13 protein-coding genes and 1 pseudogene are annotated in these 22410 nt (G+C 42.5%); 10 read left to right on the plus strand and 4 right to left on the minus strand.

What is annotated here, in order from left to right; genetic code table 11:
- Nucleotides 1-218: 218 nt before the first annotated feature.
- The 6 genes and pseudogenes from Bovatus_RS17805 to Bovatus_RS17830 all read left to right on the plus strand — a co-directional run bounded on the left by Bovatus_RS17805 (nucleotide 219) and on the right by Bovatus_RS17830 (nucleotide 10325).
- On the plus strand, nucleotides 219-1478 hold the full coding sequence (locus tag Bovatus_RS17805) for a glycoside hydrolase family 76 protein (RefSeq protein WP_004299536.1): 1260 nt from the start codon (nucleotides 219-221) through the stop codon (nucleotides 1476-1478).
- Nucleotides 1479-1533: 55 nt separating this feature from the next.
- Complete coding sequence (locus Bovatus_RS17810) at nucleotides 1534-4011, plus strand: glutaminase domain-containing protein (protein ID WP_004299537.1); 2478 nt, start codon at nucleotides 1534-1536, stop codon at nucleotides 4009-4011.
- A gap of 11 nt (nucleotides 4012-4022) precedes the next feature.
- Nucleotides 4023-6314 (plus strand): GH92 family glycosyl hydrolase, encoded by a 2292-nt coding sequence (locus Bovatus_RS17815; RefSeq protein WP_004299538.1) that lies wholly within the window; start codon nucleotides 4023-4025, stop codon nucleotides 6312-6314.
- A gap of 104 nt (nucleotides 6315-6418) precedes the next feature.
- Nucleotides 6419-7780, plus strand: a pseudogene (locus tag Bovatus_RS17820) (glycoside hydrolase family 125 protein); the annotation flags it as partial.
- A gap of 143 nt (nucleotides 7781-7923) precedes the next feature.
- A complete protein-coding gene (locus tag Bovatus_RS17825; RefSeq protein WP_004299540.1) occupies nucleotides 7924-9054 on the plus strand; it encodes an aldose epimerase family protein in 1131 nt (376 codons plus the stop codon).
- Nucleotides 9055-9236: 182 nt separating this feature from the next.
- Nucleotides 9237-10325, plus strand: coding sequence for an acyltransferase (locus Bovatus_RS17830; protein ID WP_004299541.1), 1089 nt, complete (start codon nucleotides 9237-9239; stop codon nucleotides 10323-10325).
- Nucleotides 10326-10507: 182 nt separating this feature from the next.
- On the opposite strand, the gene Bovatus_RS17835 is transcribed toward Bovatus_RS17830, so the two are convergent.
- A complete protein-coding gene (locus Bovatus_RS17835; protein WP_004299542.1) occupies nucleotides 10508-11851 on the minus strand; it encodes a VapE domain-containing protein in 1344 nt (447 codons plus the stop codon).
- A 333-nt stretch (nucleotides 11852-12184) separates the two neighbouring features.
- On the opposite strand from Bovatus_RS17835, the gene Bovatus_RS17840 reads away from it, so the two are divergent.
- Nucleotides 12185-12820 carry an HU family DNA-binding protein gene (locus tag Bovatus_RS17840; RefSeq protein WP_004299544.1) on the plus strand — a complete coding sequence of 212 codons (636 nt, stop codon included), beginning with the start codon at nucleotides 12185-12187 and terminating at the stop codon, nucleotides 12818-12820.
- 221 nt (nucleotides 12821-13041) lie between these two features.
- On the opposite strand, the gene Bovatus_RS17845 is transcribed toward Bovatus_RS17840, so the two are convergent.
- On the minus strand, nucleotides 13042-13509 hold the full coding sequence (locus tag Bovatus_RS17845) for a hypothetical protein (RefSeq protein WP_004299546.1): 468 nt from the start codon (nucleotides 13507-13509) through the stop codon (nucleotides 13042-13044).
- Nucleotides 13510-13846: 337 nt separating this feature from the next.
- Here Bovatus_RS17845 and Bovatus_RS17850 point away from each other — a divergent pair, with 337 nt between their 5' ends.
- Together Bovatus_RS17850 and Bovatus_RS17855 are read left to right on the plus strand one after the other, a co-directional pair.
- Nucleotides 13847-14866 (plus strand): DUF2059 domain-containing protein, encoded by a 1020-nt coding sequence (locus tag Bovatus_RS17850; RefSeq protein ID WP_004299548.1) that lies wholly within the window; start codon nucleotides 13847-13849, stop codon nucleotides 14864-14866.
- 83 nt (nucleotides 14867-14949) lie between these two features.
- Nucleotides 14950-16143 (plus strand): TlpA disulfide reductase family protein, encoded by a 1194-nt coding sequence (locus Bovatus_RS17855; RefSeq protein WP_052587963.1) that lies wholly within the window; start codon nucleotides 14950-14952, stop codon nucleotides 16141-16143.
- 119 nt (nucleotides 16144-16262) lie between these two features.
- Here the strand turns inward: Bovatus_RS17855 and Bovatus_RS17860 are convergent, their stop codons facing one another.
- On the minus strand, nucleotides 16263-17330 hold the full coding sequence (locus tag Bovatus_RS17860) for a M20 family metallo-hydrolase (protein ID WP_004299550.1): 1068 nt from the start codon (nucleotides 17328-17330) through the stop codon (nucleotides 16263-16265).
- Nucleotides 17331-17439: 109 nt separating this feature from the next.
- On the opposite strand from Bovatus_RS17860, the gene Bovatus_RS17865 reads away from it, so the two are divergent.
- Nucleotides 17440-19254 carry an AMP-dependent synthetase/ligase gene (locus tag Bovatus_RS17865; protein WP_004299551.1) on the plus strand — a complete coding sequence of 605 codons (1815 nt, stop codon included), beginning with the start codon at nucleotides 17440-17442 and terminating at the stop codon, nucleotides 19252-19254.
- A 189-nt stretch (nucleotides 19255-19443) separates the two neighbouring features.
- Here the strand turns inward: Bovatus_RS17865 and Bovatus_RS17870 are convergent, their stop codons facing one another.
- A complete protein-coding gene (locus Bovatus_RS17870; protein WP_052587964.1) occupies nucleotides 19444-22362 on the minus strand; it encodes a M16 family metallopeptidase in 2919 nt (972 codons plus the stop codon).
- Nucleotides 22363-22410 lie beyond the last annotated feature (48 nt).

Consider the following 22410-nt stretch of genomic DNA (forward strand, 5'->3'; position numbering starts at 1 on the left):
GAGTTTTCAATAGGTAGATTAAATATTCCCCTTATCTCTGTCATAAGGACAGAGTGAGGGGGAATTATTCTCCAATAACCCTTTATTAATCCTTTATTTTTATTGTAGAAAAGTGTTTTGGTCTGTATTTGTTCTTTATTGAATAAATATTATCGTTTTTTTTCAGCTATTTCTGCAATCTTTGTAACAGGAAAAATACTATAAACTTATAAACTATCATGAAAGGCAAAATTCTTTTAGCTCTGACACTACTATTGGGAGCATCAACTACTATATGGGCAGTCGGCAATTCAGGAAAAGCAAACCAGAAGAAGCACGCATATACGAACGAAGATGTATGGGCAGCTTATGAAGGATTTAATAATACACTACTAGACTCCAATAAATATATTTACAAGACAAATTCGTCCTATCCAAGTGCTGTTGACCGTGGCAATGGAGCAGCGGCTATCTGGTGTCAACCTATTTATTGGGATATGGCAATGAATGCTTATAAACTGGCAAAGGCACAGAAAGACAAAAAGAAAACGAATTACTATAAAACACTCTGCGAGAAAATATTCGCAGGGAACAAAGCGCAATATTGTCAGTTTGATTTTGATGATAACAATGAAAATACCGGCTGGTTCATCTACGATGACATCATGTGGTGGACTATCAGCCTGGCACGCGGCTACGAACTTTTTGGAGTGGATGAATATCTGAAACTCTCGGAAGCTAGTTTCAAACGGGTATGGTATGGCTCGGAAAAAGTCGGTGATACCGGCTCGTATGACAAAGAAAACGGAGGTATGTTTTGGCAATGGCAACCCATTCAAAATCCGAAACCGAATAAATTCGGTGATGGAAAGATGGCATGTATCAACTTTCCGACAGTTGTTGCAGCATTAACCCTCTACAATAACGTGCCTGAAAATAGAAAAGAATCGACCGACAAACGGCCGGATTATCAGACGAAAGCTCAATATCTTGCCAAAGGTAAAGAAATCTATGAATGGGGAGTGGAAAATCTCTTGGATAAAGCAACAGGAAAGATTGCCGATAGCCGTCATGGAAATGGCAATCCCGCATGGAAAGCACATGTATACAACCAGGCAACCTTTATCGGAGCGTCCATACTGCTTTATAAGGCGACCGGAGAGAAACGTTATCTGGACAATGCTATTCTGGCAGCAGACTATACAGTGAAAGATATGTCTGCAGAACATAAAGTGCTACCTTTCGAAGGTGGTATTGAACAGGGTATCTATACTGCCATCTTTGCGGAATATATGGCATGGTTGGTGTATGATTGCGGACAAACCCAATATCTCCCGTTCCTGAAACGTACCATCAAAACAGGTTGGGCAAACAGAGATAAGACACGGAACGTATGTGGAGGCGAATACTATAAAAAGTTGCCGGAAGGTGCGGAAATCGACAGTTATTCTGCTTCCGGTATACCGGCATTGATGCTTTTGTTTCCGGCTAAGAAATAAATAGAAAACGACGGAATTTGCGTAAAATAGATTAAATAAACAGGTGATTTAAATTATGAAACAACAACTGATGATGCTGTTACTGGGAACAGCTTCTGTATTTTGTAGCTGTGAGACCCAGGTAGAACAGCACGAGAAGAATGAATTACGTGCTCCGGCATATCCGCTGGTGACAATTGATCCTTATACTAGTGCATGGTCTACTACGGACAATCTATACGACAGTCCTGTAAAACATTGGACAGGCAAGGATTTTTCTTTACTTGGTGTTGCAAAAGTAGACGGACAAACCTACCGTTTCATGGGAACGGAAGAACTGGAACTACGTCCTTTGGTAAAGACATCCGAACAAGGTAGCTGGACAGGAAAGTATACCACTCAACAGCCTGCTGACGGATGGCAGAATGCCGGATTCAATGATAAAGCCTGGAAAGAAGGCGAAGCTGCCTTCGGAACCATGGAGAATGAACATACAGCAAAGACTCAATGGGGTGAAGAATTTATCTGGGTACGCCGGGTAGCTGATATTCAGGAAGACTTGACAGGAAAGAATGTATATCTTGAATTCTCTCATGACGATGATGCTATTATTTATATCAACGGCATCAAGGTAGTGGATACAGGCAATGCTTGTAAAAAGAACGAACGGGTGAAACTGTCGGAAGAAGTAGTAGCTTCTTTGAAACCGGGTGAAAATCTGATTGCAGGTTATTGTCATAACCGGGTAGGAAACGGACTGTTGGATTTCGGATTGCTGGTAGAACTGGACGGTTACCGTTCTTTCCATCAAACAGCGCAACAAACTTCTGTAGATGTACAACCCATGCAGACTTATTATACATTTACTTGCGGTCCGGTAGATTTGAAACTGACATTTACTGCTCCTATGTTTATGGATAATCTGGATTTGTTGTCACGTCCGGTCAACTACATTTCTTATGAAGTAGCTTCCAATGACGGTCAGAAACATCAGGTAGAGTTGTATTTCGAAGCATCTCCGCAATGGGCAATCGACCAACCTCACCAGGAATCTGTTGCCGACAGCTTTACTGACGGCGATTTGTTATTCCTTCGTACCGGAAGCCGCAATCAGGATATTCTGAAGAAAAAGGGTGATGATGTTCGTATCGACTGGGGACATTTCTATCTGGCAGCTGAAAAGGAAAACAGTACTTATGCAATCGGTGACGGCAGAGAGCTGCGCAAGAATTTCGTAGCCAATAAACTGGAAGCTCCTACCACAAACGGTTATGATAAACTGGCTTTGGTACGTTCATTGGGCGAAACACAAAAAGCTGATGGCCATCTGCTGATCGGATATGATGATATTTATTCTATCCAATACTTTGGTGATAACCTGCGTCCTTACTGGAACCGTGAGGGTAATGAAACGATTGTTTCCCAATTCCAGAAAGCGGAGAAAGAATACAAGACACAAATGAAGAACAGTGCTGCTTTCGACAAGAAACTGATGGAAGAAGCTACTGCTGCCGGTGGACGTAAATATGCCGAACTTTGTGCATTGGCTTATCGTCAGGCATTGGCTGCACATAAACTGGTACAGGCTCCGAACGGTGACTTGGTATTCCTTTCTAAGGAGAACTTCAGTAATGGTTCCATCGGAACAGTCGACCTGACTTATCCGGGAGCCCCGCTGCTTTTATACTACAATCCGGAATTGGTGAAAGCTACCATGAACCATATCTTCTATTATAGCGAAAGCGGAAAATGGGCGAAACCATTTGCTGCACATGATGTCGGTACTTATCCATTGGCTAACGGCCAGACTTATGGCGGTGATATGCCGGTAGAAGAATCGGGTAATATGGTAGTGTTGGCTGCTGCCATTGCAAAAGTAGAAGGTAATGCAGATTACGCACAGAAACATTGGGAAACCCTGACTACGTGGACAGACTATCTGGTAGAGAACGGACTTGATCCGGCCAACCAACTTTGTACCGATGACTTTGCAGGTCACTTTGCACACAATGCCAACCTTTCTATCAAAGCAATCATGGGTGTTGCTTCATACGGTTATCTGGCAGATATGCTGGGCAAGAAAGACGTGGCTGAAAAGTACACACAGAAAGCGAAAGAAATGGCTGCCGAATGGGTGAAAATGGCGGATGATGGTGACCACTATCGTCTCACATTTGACAAACCGGGAACATGGAGCCAGAAGTATAACTTGGTGTGGGATAAACTGTTGGATCTGCAAATCTTCCCTAAAAATGTTGCAGAAACGGAAATAGCTTACTATCTTTCGAAGCAAAATAAATATGGTCTTCCGTTGGATAACCGTGAAACATACACAAAGACCGACTGGATCATGTGGACAGCTACATTGGCAAATGACAAAGCTACCTTTGAGAAATTTATCGAACCCGTATATCTGTTTATGAACGTGACACCTAACCGTGTTCCGATGTCCGACTGGGTATTTACAGACGAACCGAATCAAAGAGGCTTCCAGGCACGTTCCGTTGTAGGTGGATATTATATCAAAATGCTTGAAGGAAAACTGATTAAATAAAACAAAATACCATGAAGAAACTAGCTCTATTCGCTTTTACGTTACTTAGTGCATGGGCTATGACTGCAAAAACAATTACCGGACCGGTGGACTATGTTAGTCCGCTGGTTGGTACGCAGTCAAAGCACGCATTATCTACCGGAAATACTTACCCTGCCATTGCGCTGCCTTGGGGAATGAACTTTTGGGTTCCGCAGACTGGTAAAATGGGTGATGGATGGGCCTATACGTATGACGCTGACAAGATCAGAGGATTCAAACAAACCCATCAGCCAAGTCCCTGGATCAATGATTACGGTCAATTTGCCATCATGCCGGTAACCGGTAAGGCAGTATTTAATCAGGATGAGCGTGCCAGTTGGTTCTCTCATAAAGCTGAAACGGCTACTCCTTATTATTACAAAGTATATCTCGCCGATCATGATGTAGTGACCGAAATTGCTCCGACAGAGAGAGCGGCTGCTTTCCGTTTCACTTTCCCCGAAAACGACCACTCTTATGTAGTGGTAGACGCTTTTGATAAAGGCTCGTTTGTGAAAGTAATCCCTTCGGAGAACAAGATTATCGGTTATACCACTAAAAACAGCGGTGGTGTTCCTGCCAACTTTAAAAACTACTTTGTACTGGTATTCGATAAACCGTTTACTTATACAGCTGCCGTAGCCAGTGGTGTGATTGACACCAACAAACTGGAAGCGACAGACAATCATGCCGGTGCACTGATCGGTTTCAAAACCCGAAAGGGCGAACAGGTAAATGTGCGTGTGGCTTCCTCTTTTATCAGCCCCGAACAGGCGGAACTGAACCTGAAAGAACTGGGTACGGACAACGTTGAACAGATTGCAGCAAAAGGGCGTAAGGTATGGAACGACGTTCTGGGACGTATCGAAGTGAAAGACGATGATATCGATCATTTGCGTACCTTCTACTCCTGCCTGTATCGTTCGGTATTATTTCCCAGAAGTTTCTACGAGATAGATGCCAAAGGAGACGTGATGCACTACAGTCCTTATAATGGCGAAGTGCTTCCGGGCTATATGTTTACCGATACCGGTTTCTGGGATACGTTCCGTTGTCTTTTCCCATTCCTTAACCTGATGTATCCATCCATGAACACAAAGATGCAGGAAGGATTGGTGAACACTTATAAAGAAAGCGGATTCCTGCCGGAATGGGCAAGTCCGGGACACAGAGGTTGCATGGTTGGAAACAACTCCGCTTCCGTCGTTGCCGATGCCTACCTGAAAGGATTGAAAGGATACGATATCGAGACATTGTGGGAAGCCGTGAAACACGGAGCGAATGCAGTACATCCGAACGTTGGCTCTACCGGACGATTAGGACATGAATATTACAATAAATTGGGATATGTACCTTATAATGTAGGTATTAACGAGAATGCAGCCCGTACACTGGAATATGCATACGATGACTGGTGTATCTATCAATTGGGTAAAGCCTTGAAGAAACCGAAAAAAGAGATTGAAATCTTCGCAAAGAGAGCGATGAACTATAAGAATCTGTATGATAAGGAACACAAACTGATGCGTGGAAAGAATGAAGACGGTACGTTCCAGTCTCCGTTCAATCCGTTGAAGTGGGGGGATGCCTTTACGGAAGGCAATAGCTGGCATTATACCTGGTCGGTATTCCATGATCCTCAAGGTCTGATCGACCTGATGGGTGGTAAAGACGGATTCAACCAGATGATGGATTCTGTATTTATCCTGCCTCCGATTTTTGATGAAAGTTATTATGGAGCCGTTATTCATGAAATCCGTGAAATGCAGATTATGAATATGGGTAACTATGCACATGGCAACCAGCCGATTCAGCACATGCTTTATATGTACAACTATTCCGGCCAACCCTGGAAAGCGCAACATTGGATTCGTGAAGTGATGGACAAACTTTATACCCCTGCTCCCGACGGTTATTGCGGTGATGAGGACAACGGCCAGACTTCTGCCTGGTATGTATTCTCGGCAATGGGATTCTATCCGGTATGTCCGGGTACGGATGAATATGTTTTGGGTACTCCCTACTTCAAGGAGATGAAGTTGCATCTGGAAAACGGAAAGACGGTGACTATCTCTGCTCCGAATAACGGAGACGATAAACGTTACATTTCGTCGATGAAATTGAACGGTAAAGAATATACCAAAAACTATCTGACTCATCAGGATTTGTTGAATGGCGCTAGCATTTCTTTCAAGATGGATGCGAAACCCAATCAGCAACGTGGTACCAAAGAGACCGATTTCCCTTATTCTTTCTCTAACGAATTTAAAAAGAAGAAGTAATCATGAAGAAACAGATCAAATATATCAGCGCAGGTATGCTGGCAGGTATGCTTCTCTGTGGCGGGGAGCTGCAAGCCTCCAACCGTATGACGGAAATGCATGTATGTCTGGCGGATGCTATTCAGAAAGATAACCGCCCGGAAATATCCAATCGTTTGTTCCGTTCCAATGCGGTAGAGAAGGAGATTCTCCGTGTACAGAAACTTTTGAAGAATGCGAAGTTGGCATGGATGTTTACCAACTGTTTCCCGAATACGCTGGACACCACTGTACATTTCCGTAAAGGAAGCGATGGCAAACCGGATACGTTCGTATATACGGGCGATATTCACGCCATGTGGCTGCGTGACTCCGGTGCACAGGTATGGCCTTACGTGCAATTAGCTAATTCGGATCCCGAACTGAAAGAAATGCTGGCAGGAGTTATTCTCCGTCAGTTCAAATGTATCAATATCGATCCGTACGCGAACGCTTTTAATGACGGTGCTATTCCTGACGGTCATTGGATGAGTGACCTTACAGACATGAAACCGGAGTTGCACGAACGTAAATGGGAAATAGACTCCTTGTGTTATCCGTTGCGTTTGGCTTATCATTACTGGAAGACTACCGGAGATGCGAGCATATTCAACGAAGAATGGATTCAGGCAATCACTAATGTACTGAAAACATTCAAAGAGCAACAACGTAAAGACGGAGTAGGTCCTTATAAATTTCAACGTAAGACGGAACGTGCACTGGATACTGTGAGCAATGACGGTCTGGGAGCACCGGTGAAACCTGTCGGTTTGATTGTTTCCAGTTTCCGTCCTTCGGACGATGCTACTACGCTTCAATTCCTGGTTCCTTCCAATTTCTTTGCCGTATCTTCTTTGCGTAAGGCAGCCGAGATTTTGGAGAAGGTAAACAAGAAGACAGCTTTGTCTAAAGAATGTAAGGACTTGGCGCAGGAGGTGGAAACAGCATTAAAGAAATATGCGGTGTATAATCATCCTAAATATGGTAAAATCTATGCATTCGAGGTAGATGGTTTTGGAAATCATCATCTGATGGACGATGCCAATGTGCCGAGTTTGCTTGCGATGCCTTATCTGGGTGATGTGAATGTAAACGATCCGATTTATCAGAATACCCGCCGTTTTGTGTGGAGTGAGGACAATCCTTATTTCTTTAAAGGCAAGGCAGGCGAAGGGATCGGCGGACCGCATATCGGTTACGATATGGTGTGGCCGATGAGTATTATGATGAAAGCCTTCACAAGTCAGAATGATGCCGAAATCAAGACCTGTATCAAGATGTTGATGGACACGGATGCCGGTACCGGTTTTATGCACGAATCTTTCCATAAGGACAATCCGAAGAAATTTACCCGTGCATGGTTTGCCTGGCAGAATACTCTTTTCGGTGAGTTGATTTTGAAGCTGGTTAATGAAGGAAAGGTAGATTTATTGAATAGTATACAGTAATATGCTGACATAGTAAATTGAACGCGAATAACGCGGATGATGCGGCTCTTTTTCTGATGCAAAATTAGAAAAAACGCGTTATCCGCGTCGTCTGCATCTAAATATGAATAGCTGAAAACTAATATTTAAAAACCAATTGTATCATGAAAAAGTTATGTGTATGGGCAGTTGCCGCCCTTTTAATGGCAGCTTGTACTCCGAAAGCTGAAAAGGCTACAGATTCCGGTTTACTGCAGAGTAAATTCCAGACAGAAGTAGATGGAAAGAAGACTGATTTGTTCACTCTGCGCAACAAGAACAACATGGAAGTTTGTATTACGAACTTCGGTGGACGTATTGTTTCAGTGATGGTTCCCGACAAAGACGGACAGATGCGTGACGTTGTTCTCGGTTTCGATTCTATTCAGGACTATATCAGCAAGCCTTCGGATTTCGGTGCGACTATCGGACGTTATGCCAATCGTATCAATCAGGGACAGTTCACCTTGGATGGTGTAGAATATCAGCTTCCCCGCAATAACTACGGTCATTGTCTGCACGGCGGACCGCAAGGATTCCAATACCGGGTGTTTGATGCAGAATTGTTGAATCCGCAGGAATTGCAGTTGACTTATCGTGCAGAAGACGGTGAAGAAGGTTTTCCGGGAAACATCACTTGTAAGGTAGTGATGAAACTGACGGACGATAATGCCATCGATATTCAATACGAAGCGGAAACAGACAAACCGACGATTGTAAATATGACCAACCACTCTTATTTTAACCTTGAAGGCGATGCAGGCAACAATTCCGGTCATCTGTTGATGGTGGATGCGGACTATTATACTCCGGTGGATAGTACTTTCATGACAACTGGCGAGATCGTTCCGGTAGAAGGAACTCCGATGGATTTCCGCACCCCGACTCCGGTAGGCGAACGTATCAACGATTATGATTTCGTACAGCTGAAAAACGGTAACGGTTACGACCACAACTGGGTATTGAACACGAAAGGCGACGTAACCCGTAAATGCGCTTCTTTGAAATCACCGAAGACTGGCATCGTACTCGACGTTTATACTAACGAACCGGGTATTCAGGTATATGCAGGTAACTTCCTCGATGGTTCGCTGACAGGAAAGAAAGGTATCACTTACAACCAACGTGCTTCCGTATGTCTTGAAACACAGAAATATCCGGATACACCGAACAAACCCGAATGGCCGTCGGCTGTACTTCGTCCGGGTGAGAAATATACAAGTCAATGTATCTTTAAATTCTCTGTAGATAAGTAGAATTGGTAATAAAACAAGCTCTTGTTTTTGAAGGACGGATTGTCCGATTAGGGATTATCCGTTCTTTGCTTTAATGTAATCAAAGAAGAAATAACATTGATCCCCATGGGTGCGGCACGGTTGAGAATCTCTGCGTTCCCGAACACAAAAGAATAAATTAATAACTAGAAAACTTAGAATAAATGAAACGTATTGTTTTTTTAGATTACATCCGTGTGTTTGCATGCTTTCTCGTCATCCTTGTTCATGCCAGTGAGAATTTCTATGGTGCTCCCGGATCCACCGATATGGCAGGCCCGCAGTCTTTTCTAGCGAATGAAGCAGACCGGCTATGGGTATCAGTATACGATGGCTTTTCACGTATGGCAGTACCCCTGTTCATGATAGTCTCCGCCTTCCTGCTTGCACCGATGAAGGAAGGGCAGTCTATGTGGCAATTCTATCGCCAGCGCTGTCTTCGCATCCTTCCACCGTTTTTCATATTTATGATACTGTACAGCACTCTACCTATGTTGTGGGGACAGATAGACGGAGAAACATCTATGAAGGACTTGTCGCGGATATTCCTGAATTTTCCGACGCTAGCCGGACACTTGTGGTTTATGTATCCTCTGATAAGCCTTTATTTGTTTATCCCAATTATATCCCCATGGTTGAGAAAAGCCACGGCTAAAGAAGAACGTTTCTTTATAGGGCTGTTCGTGTTGTCAACCTGTATGCCTTATCTCAATCGTTGGTGCGGTGAAGTGTGGGGACAATGTTTCTGGAATGAATACCACATGTTGTGGTACTTCTCCGGTTATCTGGGTTATCTTGTTCTAGCGCATTACATTCGTGTACACCTTACCTGGAACCGTTCCAAACGTTTCATTATAGGAACCATTTTAATGGTGATCGGTGCTGTATGGACTATTTATTCATTCTATGTGCAGGCTATACCCGGCGAACTCCATTCCACACCTGTAATAGAAATAGGATGGGCTTTCTGTACCATTAACTGTGTGCTTCTCACAACGGGTACATTCCTTATGTTTACATGTATCAAACGTCCGCAAGCTCCCAAGTTGGTGACGGAAACATCGAAACTTAGCTATGGTATGTATCTTATGCACATATTCTGGCTCGGACTGTGGGTGACTGTGTTCAAAGATACATTGGCGCTTCCCACTGTTGCCGCTATACCATGTATCGCAGTGGTTACGTTTATCTGTTGTTTTGTAACAACTAAGATCATTTCGTTTATACCGGGCAGTAAATGGATAGTAGGATAAATATCCGGAAACAATAAGATTTTGAATAGATAATCAAGTTTTTCCTGATTTTCTATTCAAAATCTTACTGTTTATAGCCTATTTCCCTCTTAATGTCCTCTTTCTCTTTTCACCTCTTTCACTCCTTTGTAAACACTTCTTTACCAGTTTTTTACGGGTGAACCCTCCCTCTGTTTGGAGCTTTATGCCGCTTTCATCGGTTTCACCAAATATACATTCCCATATTTGGTATGTTTGCGGGTGACCCCTGCCGCAAGCAAAACTTGCGCGAACGTAGCCGGATTACTTCCACGCATGGCAGCGGGGTTATACATCTTCAGTCTCCTGAATATGTCCGAAGCCGAGAGCCGTTCGCTTCCCTCTTCATTATCTTTAGCAATCCGGAAGCAGGCATGAAAGACTTCCTCTGCCGGACACGGATGATAAAAAGCAGCATTGTGGCGTTGCAGTTCCCGTTCCTCTTCTTTTGTGAACCAATAGCGGATGCCGGAGAGTAGTTCAGCTTTCAGTTGGGCATAGATCTGATCGTGCATGATACCTTCGCAATCGATCAGATGTTCTGCTTCAATGCAGATGAATCGCCGGCTACCGGTGGGATCGGTGAGCAAGTCAAAACGGTTGCTTGTACCGATGAAAGAAGCGATGCGCGGCAAGTTGCGGAAATTCTTTTGATAAGCTTTGCAGATATTCAGGTTTGCCATTTGCATCAGATTCTTCAATAATGGCATTTGCTGCGTTCCGTATTTGTCAAATTCATCCATGTTCAGAAGTCCCATTTCGGCAAGTAACCTTTCGGGTTTTCCTTGTGCAGACAGTTTCAGGTTGTCCATGTAATAACGTGACAGTGCCGGCGGCATCAGTGCCTTGCAAAATGTGGATTTTTGTCGTCCCTGCTCGCTGCTGACAAGTATGGGGGCTACGCTGTTGGCATGTATTCCCGTCATGCCTAACCATTGGGCGGTGAGTCCCAGCATCCAGGTATGGAAGCTTTTTATCCAGAGCTGATTGTCAGAGACACGCTGCGCCAAAGCTTCCAGTCTGTCTGTCCCATCCCAGCCGGGCAGTTCCTCCATGTAAAGCCGGAAAGGATGGTATTCAGGAATACAAGTGGAATAAATGTAACGGCTCAAGTCTTTATCCCAGCAGGATATGCCCTGGTCGTGTGCTTCCATGCAGAAAGTGTTCAGTTCCCGCTTACTTACAGGTTCGAAAGGAACGGCACGCTTGTTGGCAGGACGATATTCCGTTTCTTCCGTCAATAGGTTGTAACGAAAATCATACTGTTTTTGCAGGAATGTACGTACCTCTTGGGTTAATCGGACCGGTTGTTTTCGTTCTGTCTCTTTCTCCCTTTCAGTAGGCGGTGCAGTGTCCGGTAGGGGAACGGTATATTTATCTTCATGACATTTTAGCGTTTTCTGTGGCTCTTTGTCTGTTTTCTCAACTGCATCTTCTTTGTTTTCCTTCATTTGAAACAATTTTAGTTCCTTCAATACCTGTCTCCATATCAATGTTATTGCATTCATTATTTTTTCTATTTTTAAGTGATTAAAATCGGTTTATTGTTCAGCGCTGATACTGCGAATGTACTATCGGATGATACCGGTTTGCAAGTATTTCTCCGGAAAAAATATAAATTTCTACTTGACTGAAGAAGTCGGCTTCTTATCATCCTTTTCTCTATTTTTTATCGTATCTTTGACGAAGAGTTATTGTTGATTCACTTTCGTGGTTCAATCAAATGACAAGAGTGATTTACTTGGATAACAACTGTGATTTAAATGAACCACGGTAGTGGTTTAATAATAAACTTAAAGTTTTTACATGAAATATATTCACTATCAAAACGTTAACTACTAATGGCTATACTTTACGATTGGTATGAGAATCCCGGTGAGTCCGATGATTCGGAAGAGAAAGGTTTGCATCCCCGCATTTTTTTGAATGGTAAGGTGGGAACGGATAAACTGTGCCGGATGATTCACGGACGCAGTTCGCTTTCCGTAGGTGATGTAAAAAATGCGTTCGAGATGCTTGCCCAAATTTGTGGTGAAGAACTGCGCGAGGGACGTGAGGTGCATATTGAGGGACTTGGCTATTTTGCTCCAATCTTGCGGAGTACACAAAAAGTGACTCGCAGCACTAAGAACAAATGGTTGAAAATGGAGTTGAAAACAATCGGTTTTCGTCCCGACGCTCGTTTGCGAGGGGAACTGGTAGGTGTTAAGGGCAGCCGGAGCAAGTATGCACGCCATTCGGAATCCTTGTCGGTAGTGGAGATAGATATGCGGCTGAAGGAATATTTCGCCGATCATGACGTAATGCTTCGTTACGATTTTCAGGAGGTATGCTGCATGACACGGACTACGGCGAACCGTCACCTCCGGCGATTACTGGAAGAAGGCAAATTGAAAAATATCGGCAAACGTATGCAGCCGATTTATGTGGCTTCAGCAGGTTATTACGGGGTGTCTCGTGATGTGCTCCGGCGGTAAGCGGAACTTTTGAAGTGTGTAGGTGAAAGTGGTGAAAGCGTGATAGAAGGGCTTTTGCATGGTCGCTTTCACCCGTTTTCTTGTTTTGGACGGAGGTTTCAGGAAGAAGGTGAAAGCGGTGAAGGATGTAGTCTTATAGATGATTTACTTTCATTGTTTGATTGAATAGTAAGGCTTTTTTAGTTATCTGTTAAATTGATAATATATCTGCTTAGAGGGGATTATTTAATAGCATCGAACTTCAGTGTCCCGTTTACGTCGATAATTTTCAAAGTACGGTTACCCTTTATTCCCATATCAATGAAATTGACCTTGTATAAACCATTTCCCAATGCAGTTACTGATGTTACTTTAGATATGTCGCTTGGTCCGTCTTGCATACCTGTTCGGAAGTTCCATATCGCATATCCTTCGCCGTCATACTCGTAGTTATCTTTCAGCTGCTTTTGCAATTTGGCTGTACAATGCTTTTTTACTGCCGGAACATAATTCTTTGCTCCAAAAACGTAGTTTGCGTAGAAATCTTTGATGAACTGAATGGTTTTGGTATTGTCCACTTTAGGTGATTGTAGAATAATGGCAGTCCCATTGGCGAGAACAGCCTCATTGTCGAGACAACAAGCTTGAATTTGTATGGGTTGTAGGGCAAATCCTAGATGAATGATATATAAAAATAAAATCTTTTTCATATTCGTATATTATGTATTTTGAAAGTCTTATGTAGATTTAGCGACCTATTGCAAAGATAGCGTTAATTACGAAAAATGAACGAAGTATGTGAGAAAAAGATAATAATATCATATCAAAAGATGAAATGAATTGTTCAAAGCCATTTTGATAAGAGAGGGGGATGAATGTTATAATTAGGGATGAATAGGGGATATTTCGTTTATCTATACATTGCAGGGCAGCCGGATAGTAGCCTCATTGATTGTACTATTCTATTAAATGATATAGATTTAATGTGTATCTTTGTAGGAAATGCAAAATAAAATATGGAATCAAAATAAATAAAATCAGATAATTATGAAAAACATTCTCCTTCCCAAAGTAATGATGTGCATAATTGCACTGTTTACTTTAATTTTACCAGCTTCTGCACAAAATACAAATGCGACAGATGAGTACAAAGAAACATTGAAGAAGATTATGGACTTTTCTGGTACTTCGACTACTACAGATGACTTTTTTCAGAAATTATCATCTATAATGAAATTGAATGCGCCGAAAAAGGATGAGGCTTATTGGAATGAGTTCTCTAAAAACTGGAAAGAGAAAGTAGAAAATAAGGTGTTTGAAATGTATATGCCTGTTTATGAAAAGCATTTAACATTGGAAGAATTAAAAGCTGTTGCTGCATTTTATGAATCTCCCGTAGGTAAAAAATATAAAGAGGCTTCATTGATTGTTATGCGTGAGACAACGCCGTTGTTAGTGCAGCAACTCCATACAGAGATGTCCAAAGAGGTAATGCCGGAGAAAAGTGAACGAGTAAAAAGAGGTGAACAGCGGTTGAAAGAATATGAGCAAAAGCAGAAGCGTGATAAAGAATTATATGCACAAGCCTATATACTTCCAAGCGATAGTATAGTTATAGTTCCTGAAGAAGTGTATGAGAAAGCGTATGAAAATGGGATGTCTACAAGTCCTTCTTTATATTCGATTGAAAGGAGAAAGAATGATACTAAAGTGACATTCATACAACCTATTTATTGGGACTGGCAATGGTTGTATTATAGTCCGGGATTTAAGATTATCGATAAGAAAAGTGGCGATGAGTATAATGTGCGGGGATATGATGGTGGAGCTCCGATGGGTAGGCTGTTGGCTGTCAAAGGATTTAATCATAAATATATTTATATCAGTCTTTTATTCCCGAAACTGAAGAAAAGTGTGAAAGAAATAGATATTCTTGAGTTGTTGAACGAAAAGGATAAAGAACAGTTGCCTTCTAATGACGATGGAAAGTCTAAATCATATTTTAATATAAAGGTGAAGGATTATCAGGTCGTTTCCGATAAGAAAAATAAGAAGATCTATTATTAGTTCAAATGATTATTAGAATTTGAAATGATAATAGCAGGTATTGAACATGAGTGTTTACTGTTTTTGATATAAATTTATTCTATATGAGAAATCGAATTATGATTTTATGCACGTTTTGTGCTATTGCTATATTTTCTTCTGCACAAGGAAAGTTTTCGATTAAAGGCAATGCTGGTGAGAAATGGAATAATCAGTTGTTGTATTTGTGTCTGATGGATGATGGAGAGAAAGCCAAAGAAGTCGTTCTCGACAGTGCAAAAGTGAAAAAGGGAAAGTTCTCTTTTTCTGGTGTACGTCAGACACCGAATATTGCACTTATTAAGGATAGGGATGGAGAAACCTATCCGTTGATTCTCGAAAAAGGAAAGATTGTGATCAATCTTACCACGAGGACCGTAGGAGGTACGCCGCTGAATGATACTTTGGATGTGGCTTGGAAAGGAATGCAGTCGGTGATAAATAATAACAAACAAATAGTGAAAAGTAATATTTCACTTGTTATGAGCCAGAAATCCGGAGGGAGTTTTAGAGAAGCACTGAAACGGGATACTACATTTGCTGCAATATGGCGGAGAAATGTGGAGATAGATTTGGCACAGAGGGATTCGATTCGCGCTTTTGTAGAAGAACACCAAAACAGTTTGGTGGGAGTATTTCTGTTATCTTTAGAAGAGGTGTCTATGTATTACAGTCTATTAGAAGATATGATGAGCGAGGCTTCTCCTGTGTTTTCGCAGCATGTATTGGTGAAAGATAAATTAGAAAAAATGAGGCAAATGGCCCGGCGTTTTGAGGCCGAGCGTGAAAAGAAAATGACTCCGGAGGAGCGTGAAGAACAAAAGAAACGGCAGGCAATGGACGCTAAGATAAAGATTGGCGAACGTTTTCCGAACGCTAAGGTGAAAGACAATGCTGGTGAGATAAAACAGTTGTCCGACTATGTAGGTAAGGGGAAGTATGTGTTAATAGACTTCTGGGCTTCATGGTGCGGTCCGTGTCGGAATGAAATGCCCAATGTGAAAGCTGCTTATGAGAAATATGCGTCTAAGGGATTTGAGGTGATTAGTATCTCTATAGATAAGAAACAGAAACCTTGGAGAACTGCTATTGAAGAACTCGGAATGAACTGGACACAAGTATTGAATGTGGATGCTGCTGATATATATGGTATTTATGCCATACCCAAAACTTTTCTTGTAGATCCGGAGGGCATTGTTGTTGCTAAAGATTTAAGAAGTAAGAAGCTGGAAAAGACATTGTTGAAGCTGTTGGAATGATTGTTGTATTGTAGTATCGTGATTCGTTATATGGATGAATTTATTCGCATTGGTGGACAATTTATCCTTGCCGTAAGAAACTCGATATAACTGTTACGGCAAGTATAAGTAGCTATGGCTTAAATTAGAAGTCCGTCCAATAGCTCTAAATAAAGTCCGATCGCTTCTTCTATTTCTTTTAACATGATATATTCTTCTGCCGTGTGTGAACGTGACGAACGTCCCGGACCAATTTTTACCGATGGGAAGGACATTAAGGCCTGGTCGGACAATGTTGGAGAACCAAAAGGAACGCGTCCTAACTTCATAGCTTTCTGTACAAATGGGTGTTTCTCGTCAATCCGTGAAGAATTGAGACGGAATGAACGGGCTTGGGCTTCACAGGAAATATGCTTTTTGATTTCAGCAAATAGTTCTTCATTTGAGTAAAGCTCGTTACTCCGGACATCAACGATGAAAGTACATTTGTCGGGAATCACATTGTGTTGTGTACCGGCATTGATGACAGTGACACTCATCTTTACGGGACCCAACAAGGGTGACTCTTTCTCAAAACGATAATCACGGAACCAGGCAATATCATCCAATACTTTGTAAATAGCATTGTCTCCTTCATTACGTGCTGCGTGCCCCGCTTTACCTGTTGCGGTCACATCTAGTACCATTAATCCCTTCTCGGCAATGGCGGGTTGCATCTCTGTCGGTTCGCCCACTATGGCAAATGAGACTGGAGGAAGTCCCGGCAATACGCTCTCAATTCCGTCTTTTCCAGAAACTTCTTCTTCACAAGAGGCCAGATAAATCAGATTATACTTCTGCGAAGTGCGACATAGTTGCAGGAACACCTGTAATAACGAAACAACGCTGGCACCGGCATCGTTACTTCCTAATCCATATAACTTACCGTTTTCTTCACGTGGAGTGAACGGATCTTTCCGCCAACCATTAACTGGTTTCACTGTGTCTATGTGGGAGTTAAGTAAAATAGTAGGCTTCTTCAAATCAAACATAGGGCTAAAGCACCACACATTATTTCCTTTACGTCCCGTCTGCATACCTGCCATTTCAATATAGTTTTGCAGGAAATCCGCAGCTTGGGTTTCTTCCCGGCTGATTGAAGGAATACTAATCAGTGATTTAAGCAGGCTTACAGCCTCTGTTGTCATATACGGAATATCATATTTCATAGTGCAAATCTTTTATCTATACCTTAATATTTGCACAAAGATAGTCGTTTTGAGCAATAGTTTCAAATAAAACTAATACCTTTGTACCATATTTACTAATACAAAGAGTATGACTTATCATCATTTATCTGTCCTGGTCCATCGTCAGGCCGAAAAATATGGCGACAAGGTAGCCTTAAAATACCGTGACTATGAGACAGCTCAATGGATTCCTATTTCATGGAAGCAGTTCTCCGGAACAGTACGGCAAGCAGCTAATGCTTTCGTGGCATTGGGAGTGGAAGAACAAGAGAATATCGGTATATTTTCACAGAATAAACCCGAATGGTTCTATGTAGACTTTGGTGCATTTGCCAACCGGGTGGTTACCATTCCGTTTTATGCAACCAGTTCACCTGCGCAGGCGCAATATATCATCAATGATGCGCAGATTCGTTTTCTTTTTGTCGGTGAGCAATATCAGTATGATGCTGCTTTCAGTATCTTTGGTTTCTGTTCTTCTTTACAACAACTGATCATCTTTGACCGTTCGGTGGTAAAAGACCCTCGTGACGTTTCATCTATCTATTTTGATGAATTTATGGCGATGGGAGAGGGATTGCCTCATAATGATACGGTGGAAGAACGTACGGAGCGGGCTTCTTATGATGACCTGGCAAATATCCTCTATACTTCCGGCACAACGGGGGAACCGAAAGGAGTTATGCTTCACCATTCCTGTTATCTGGAACAGTTTCATACACACGATGACCGTCTGACGACGATGTCGGATAAGGATGTATCGATGAACTTTCTTCCATTAACACACGTGTTTGAGAAAGCATGGTGTTATCTCTGTATTCATAAAGGAGTGCAGATTTGTATCAATCTCCGTCCGGCAGATATACAAACAACGATTAAGGAAATTCGCCCGACACTGATGTGCAGTGTTCCCCGTTTTTGGGAGAAGGTGTATGCAGGGGTACAGGAAAAAATAAACGAAACAACAGGGTTGAAGAAAGCACTGATGCTGGATGCTATCCGGGTAGGTAGAATCCATAATCTGGATTATCTGCGTCAGGGAAAGACTCCTCCGGTGATGAATCAACTGAAATATAAGTTTTACGAAAAGACTATCTATTCTTTACTGAAAAAAACAATCGGTATTGAGAATGGTAACTTTTTCCCGACTGCCGGTGCTGCCGTTCCCGATGAAATCAATGAGTTCGTTCATTCGGTAGGAATCAATATGGTGGTAGGATATGGACTGACGGAATCTACGGCTACTGTATCTTGTACACTGCCGGTTGGCTATGATATCGGTTCGGTAGGTGTTGTACTGCCGGGGATTGAAGTGAAAATCGGTGAAGGCAATGAAATCCTGCTTCGGGGTAAGACGATCACAAAAGGCTATTACAAAAAAGCGGAAGCCACAGCTGCCGCTATTGAGCCGGATGGCTGGTTCCATACAGGTGATGCCGGTTACTTTAAAAATGGACAGCTTTTCCTGACGGAACGTATTAAAGATTTATTCAAAACATCAAACGGCAAATACGTCGCTCCGCAAGCTTTGGAAACGAAGTTGGTCATTGACCGTTATATCGACCAGATTGCCATTATCGCCGATCAACGTAAGTTTGTCTCGGCTCTGATTGTTCCTGTATATGGATTTGTGAAAGAGTATGCCAAAGAAAAGGGTATTGAATATAAGGATATGACGGAACTGTTGCAGCATCCGAAGATTGTAGGATTGTTCCGTGCCCGGATCGATACACTTCAGCAACAATTTGCGCACTATGAACAAATCAAACGTTTCACTTTACTGCCTGAGCCATTCAGCATGGAACGTGGAGAATTGACTAATACACTGAAACTGAAACGGGCGGTGGTTGCCAAGAATTATAGTGAGCAGATAGAGAAGATGTACGAAGAAAGTGAGAAATAGGCGATAAGCGGTTTATCGTTAAAAATGAAACGATAAACCGTAAATGATAAATCGGAAACAATAAAGAGTGTATTGGAGCTCTCTTTAAAAGTATTACCCCTGTTACAGTTCAATTTGTAACAGGGGTAAACTTTGTGTTTAGGGGGGCTTTTGACACCTGCTAATTATTTATGGCCGGCTCGTTTCTTTTTAGTATCCGAAAATCTGTTCTTGGGTCAATTCTTCAATAGGACCTACAGCTTTCAATTTATCCAGCTCCAAATCTTTCTTATCTCCCAGGATGCAATAAACATACGTACGTCCTTTTACCCATTGCTTTTGGAAATCGACAATATCTTTTAGCGACATGTTCTGTATGTCGTTGTAGAGCTTGATGCGCGGGTCTACGTTTTGCCCTAAATCTTGTGCATTGATATAACTCCAGATAATGTCACCTTTGATGATACGTTCGGTGCGCAGACGGTTGGTTAATCCGTCTTTAGCCAGTTTGAAAGCAGCTTCGGATTCCGGCATATTATTGATGATGTCATTAAATGTAGTGACGGCATCAATCATTTTGTCGTTTTGCGTGGCAATCTGTGTACGTAGTACATAGGGATACTTCAAGTAGCTCGGCGGCATTATGCTAGCCCAGGCGGAATAAGCCAATCCACGTGTTTCACGCATTTCCTGGAAGACGATAGAGTTCATGCCCCCTCCGAAGTATTCATCATATAATGCGCGGATAGGTTCAATGGCAGGATCATACTTCTTATCGAGATTGGATATCTGTGCCATGTATATTTGCTTGGCGTCATAAGGAGCTACTAGAACTTTAGTGACGGGAGTTTCGAGATAAGAATACTCGTTTCCGGCAGGAATATCCTTCAGGGCTGCCGGAACCTGATGATATTGGTTGATGGTAGCCAGTAAATCTTTGCTGCTGCTTGGGCCGTAGTATAAAATACGGTGCTTGTAGCTGTTCTGATTGTGAATCCGGTCTACCAGTTCCTGTGGATTCATATTTGTCAGTTCCGCCTCCGTCAGTAGATTGGTGGCAGGGGATTTGGGACCGTACATGGCAAAGCTCATCAAACGGGAGAAGTTCTGTCCCTGATTCAGTTTGGCGTCCGAACGGGCTTTCAGTATATCGCTGGTCATATTAGTATAGGCTTCCTTATTAACCTGCGCATCTGCCAGTAGCTTTTCGAATAATTGTACGGCAGCAGGCATATTCTCATTCAGTCCGGAAAGTACGACATACGTGCGTTCGTTACCCGGAGAAACATAGAAAGTACAAGCCAGGCGATAGAATTCACTTTTCAGTTCTTCCGGTGTCATGTCCGAAGTACCGAGATATTCGAGATAATCGAATGCTGTTCCCAAAGCTTTGTCATGGTTGTTTCCCATATCAAAGACATAAATCAATTGGAACAGGTCATTGGCTACATTCTGTTTGTAAAGAACCGGAATATCCGATTTTGCCTTTAATTGGCTCATATCCTTTTGATAATCGAGAAACACTGGTTCAATCGGTTTGACTGCGCTTTCCTGTACCTCCACAAGGAACGGGCTGGCTACATCACGATTGGTTATGATAGGAGTAATCTCCGGTTTCGTCATCTTCTTTTCGTTCGGGTCTTTTCCTTGCTTTTTGTAGATAACGGCATAATTATCTTCTTTCAGGTATTTGTTGGCGAACGCTACGATGTCTTCTTTGGTCAGTTTGGCCATGCGGTCGATGGCAGTAACTTCATTTTTCCAGTCTGTGCCGTTAATAAATGAGTTGACAAACATATCGGCACGTCCTTCGTTGCTTTCCATGTTTTGCAGTTCACCGAGTTTGAAATTGTTGATGTTCGCTTCCAGCATTTTCTCGTCGAACTCTCCGGCACGGAGCTTTTTGATTTCGCTGAGTAGCAAGTCTTTCACTTCTTCCAGTGTTTGTCCTTGTTTAGGAAGTCCTCCTAGCAGCAATGCAGAGTAATCTGCCAGTCCCATCGGGTAACCGTAACTATTCAAGACCTTCTGTTGCTGGTTCAGGTCAAGGTCGATAAGTCCTGCCTTTCCATTGTATAATACTTGCGAAACGACTTGCAGGATTTCAAAATCCTTGTCGGATACACCGGGGAATCTCCAAGCCAATGCAACGCTTTCGGCATCCGGACCTAACACCTCTTTTACAACAGGTTGCGTGATTGGCGCCTCTTTCGGAAGGTCCAGTTTCGGGAGTTCCGGATTGGGTTTCAATCCACCAAAATATTTATCGATTAATGCAATTGTTGCATCCGGGTCTAAATCGCCAGACATACAGATTGCCATATTGTTGGGCACATACCATTGTTTATAGTAGTTCTTGATATTCGTGATAGAAGGATTCTTTAGGTTCTCCTGTGTACCTAACACAGTCTGCGTTCCATAAGGATGCTTGGGAAAAAGAGAAGAAAAAATAGCTTCCTGCACTTTGCTGTTGTCACGGGTGAGTGACATATTTTTCTCTTCATATACAGCTTCCAATTCAGTATGGAAACCACGAATTACATTGTTTTCAAAACGATCTGCCTGAATCTTCGCCCAGTTGTCTATCTGGTTGGAAGGAATGTCTTCCTGATAGACCGTCTGGTCATACCAGGTATAAGCATTGCTGCCGGTAGATCCGATGGCTGCCATTAATTTGTCATATTCATTAGGGATAGCATACTTGGAAGCTTCGTAAGAAAGGCTGTCGATGGTGTGGTAGATCGCCTTACGTTCCGCTTCATCCGTAGTCTTACGATAAATTTCGAACTGTTGTTCGATTGCATCCAGCAGAGGCTTTTCGGCCGCGTAGTCTTGTGTGCCAAACTTGTCGGTGCCTTTAAACATGAGATGTTCGAAATAATGGGCAAGTCCCGTCGTTTCTGCCGGGTCATTCTTCCCGCCCACTCTTACTGCGATAAATGTTTGTATGCGCGGAGTTTCCTTGTTTACGGTGAGGTAAACCTTTAGTCCGTTATCCAGTGTGTAAATGCGGGCTTTTAGCGGGTCATTGGGCACTGTTTCGTAGCTATACTTCTTTTGTGAGCTACAGCTGCAAATCACTAATGCCAGGAAGAGTGACAAGCAAGAAAGTTTCAATCGTTTGTTCATAATATGACAACATTTTAATAACAAAAACAAAGGTAGCAGAATTTTGCT

The sequence above is a fragment of the Bacteroides ovatus genome, from assembly GCF_001314995.1.
Classification (GTDB): Bacteria; Bacteroidota; Bacteroidia; order Bacteroidales; family Bacteroidaceae; genus Bacteroides; species Bacteroides ovatus.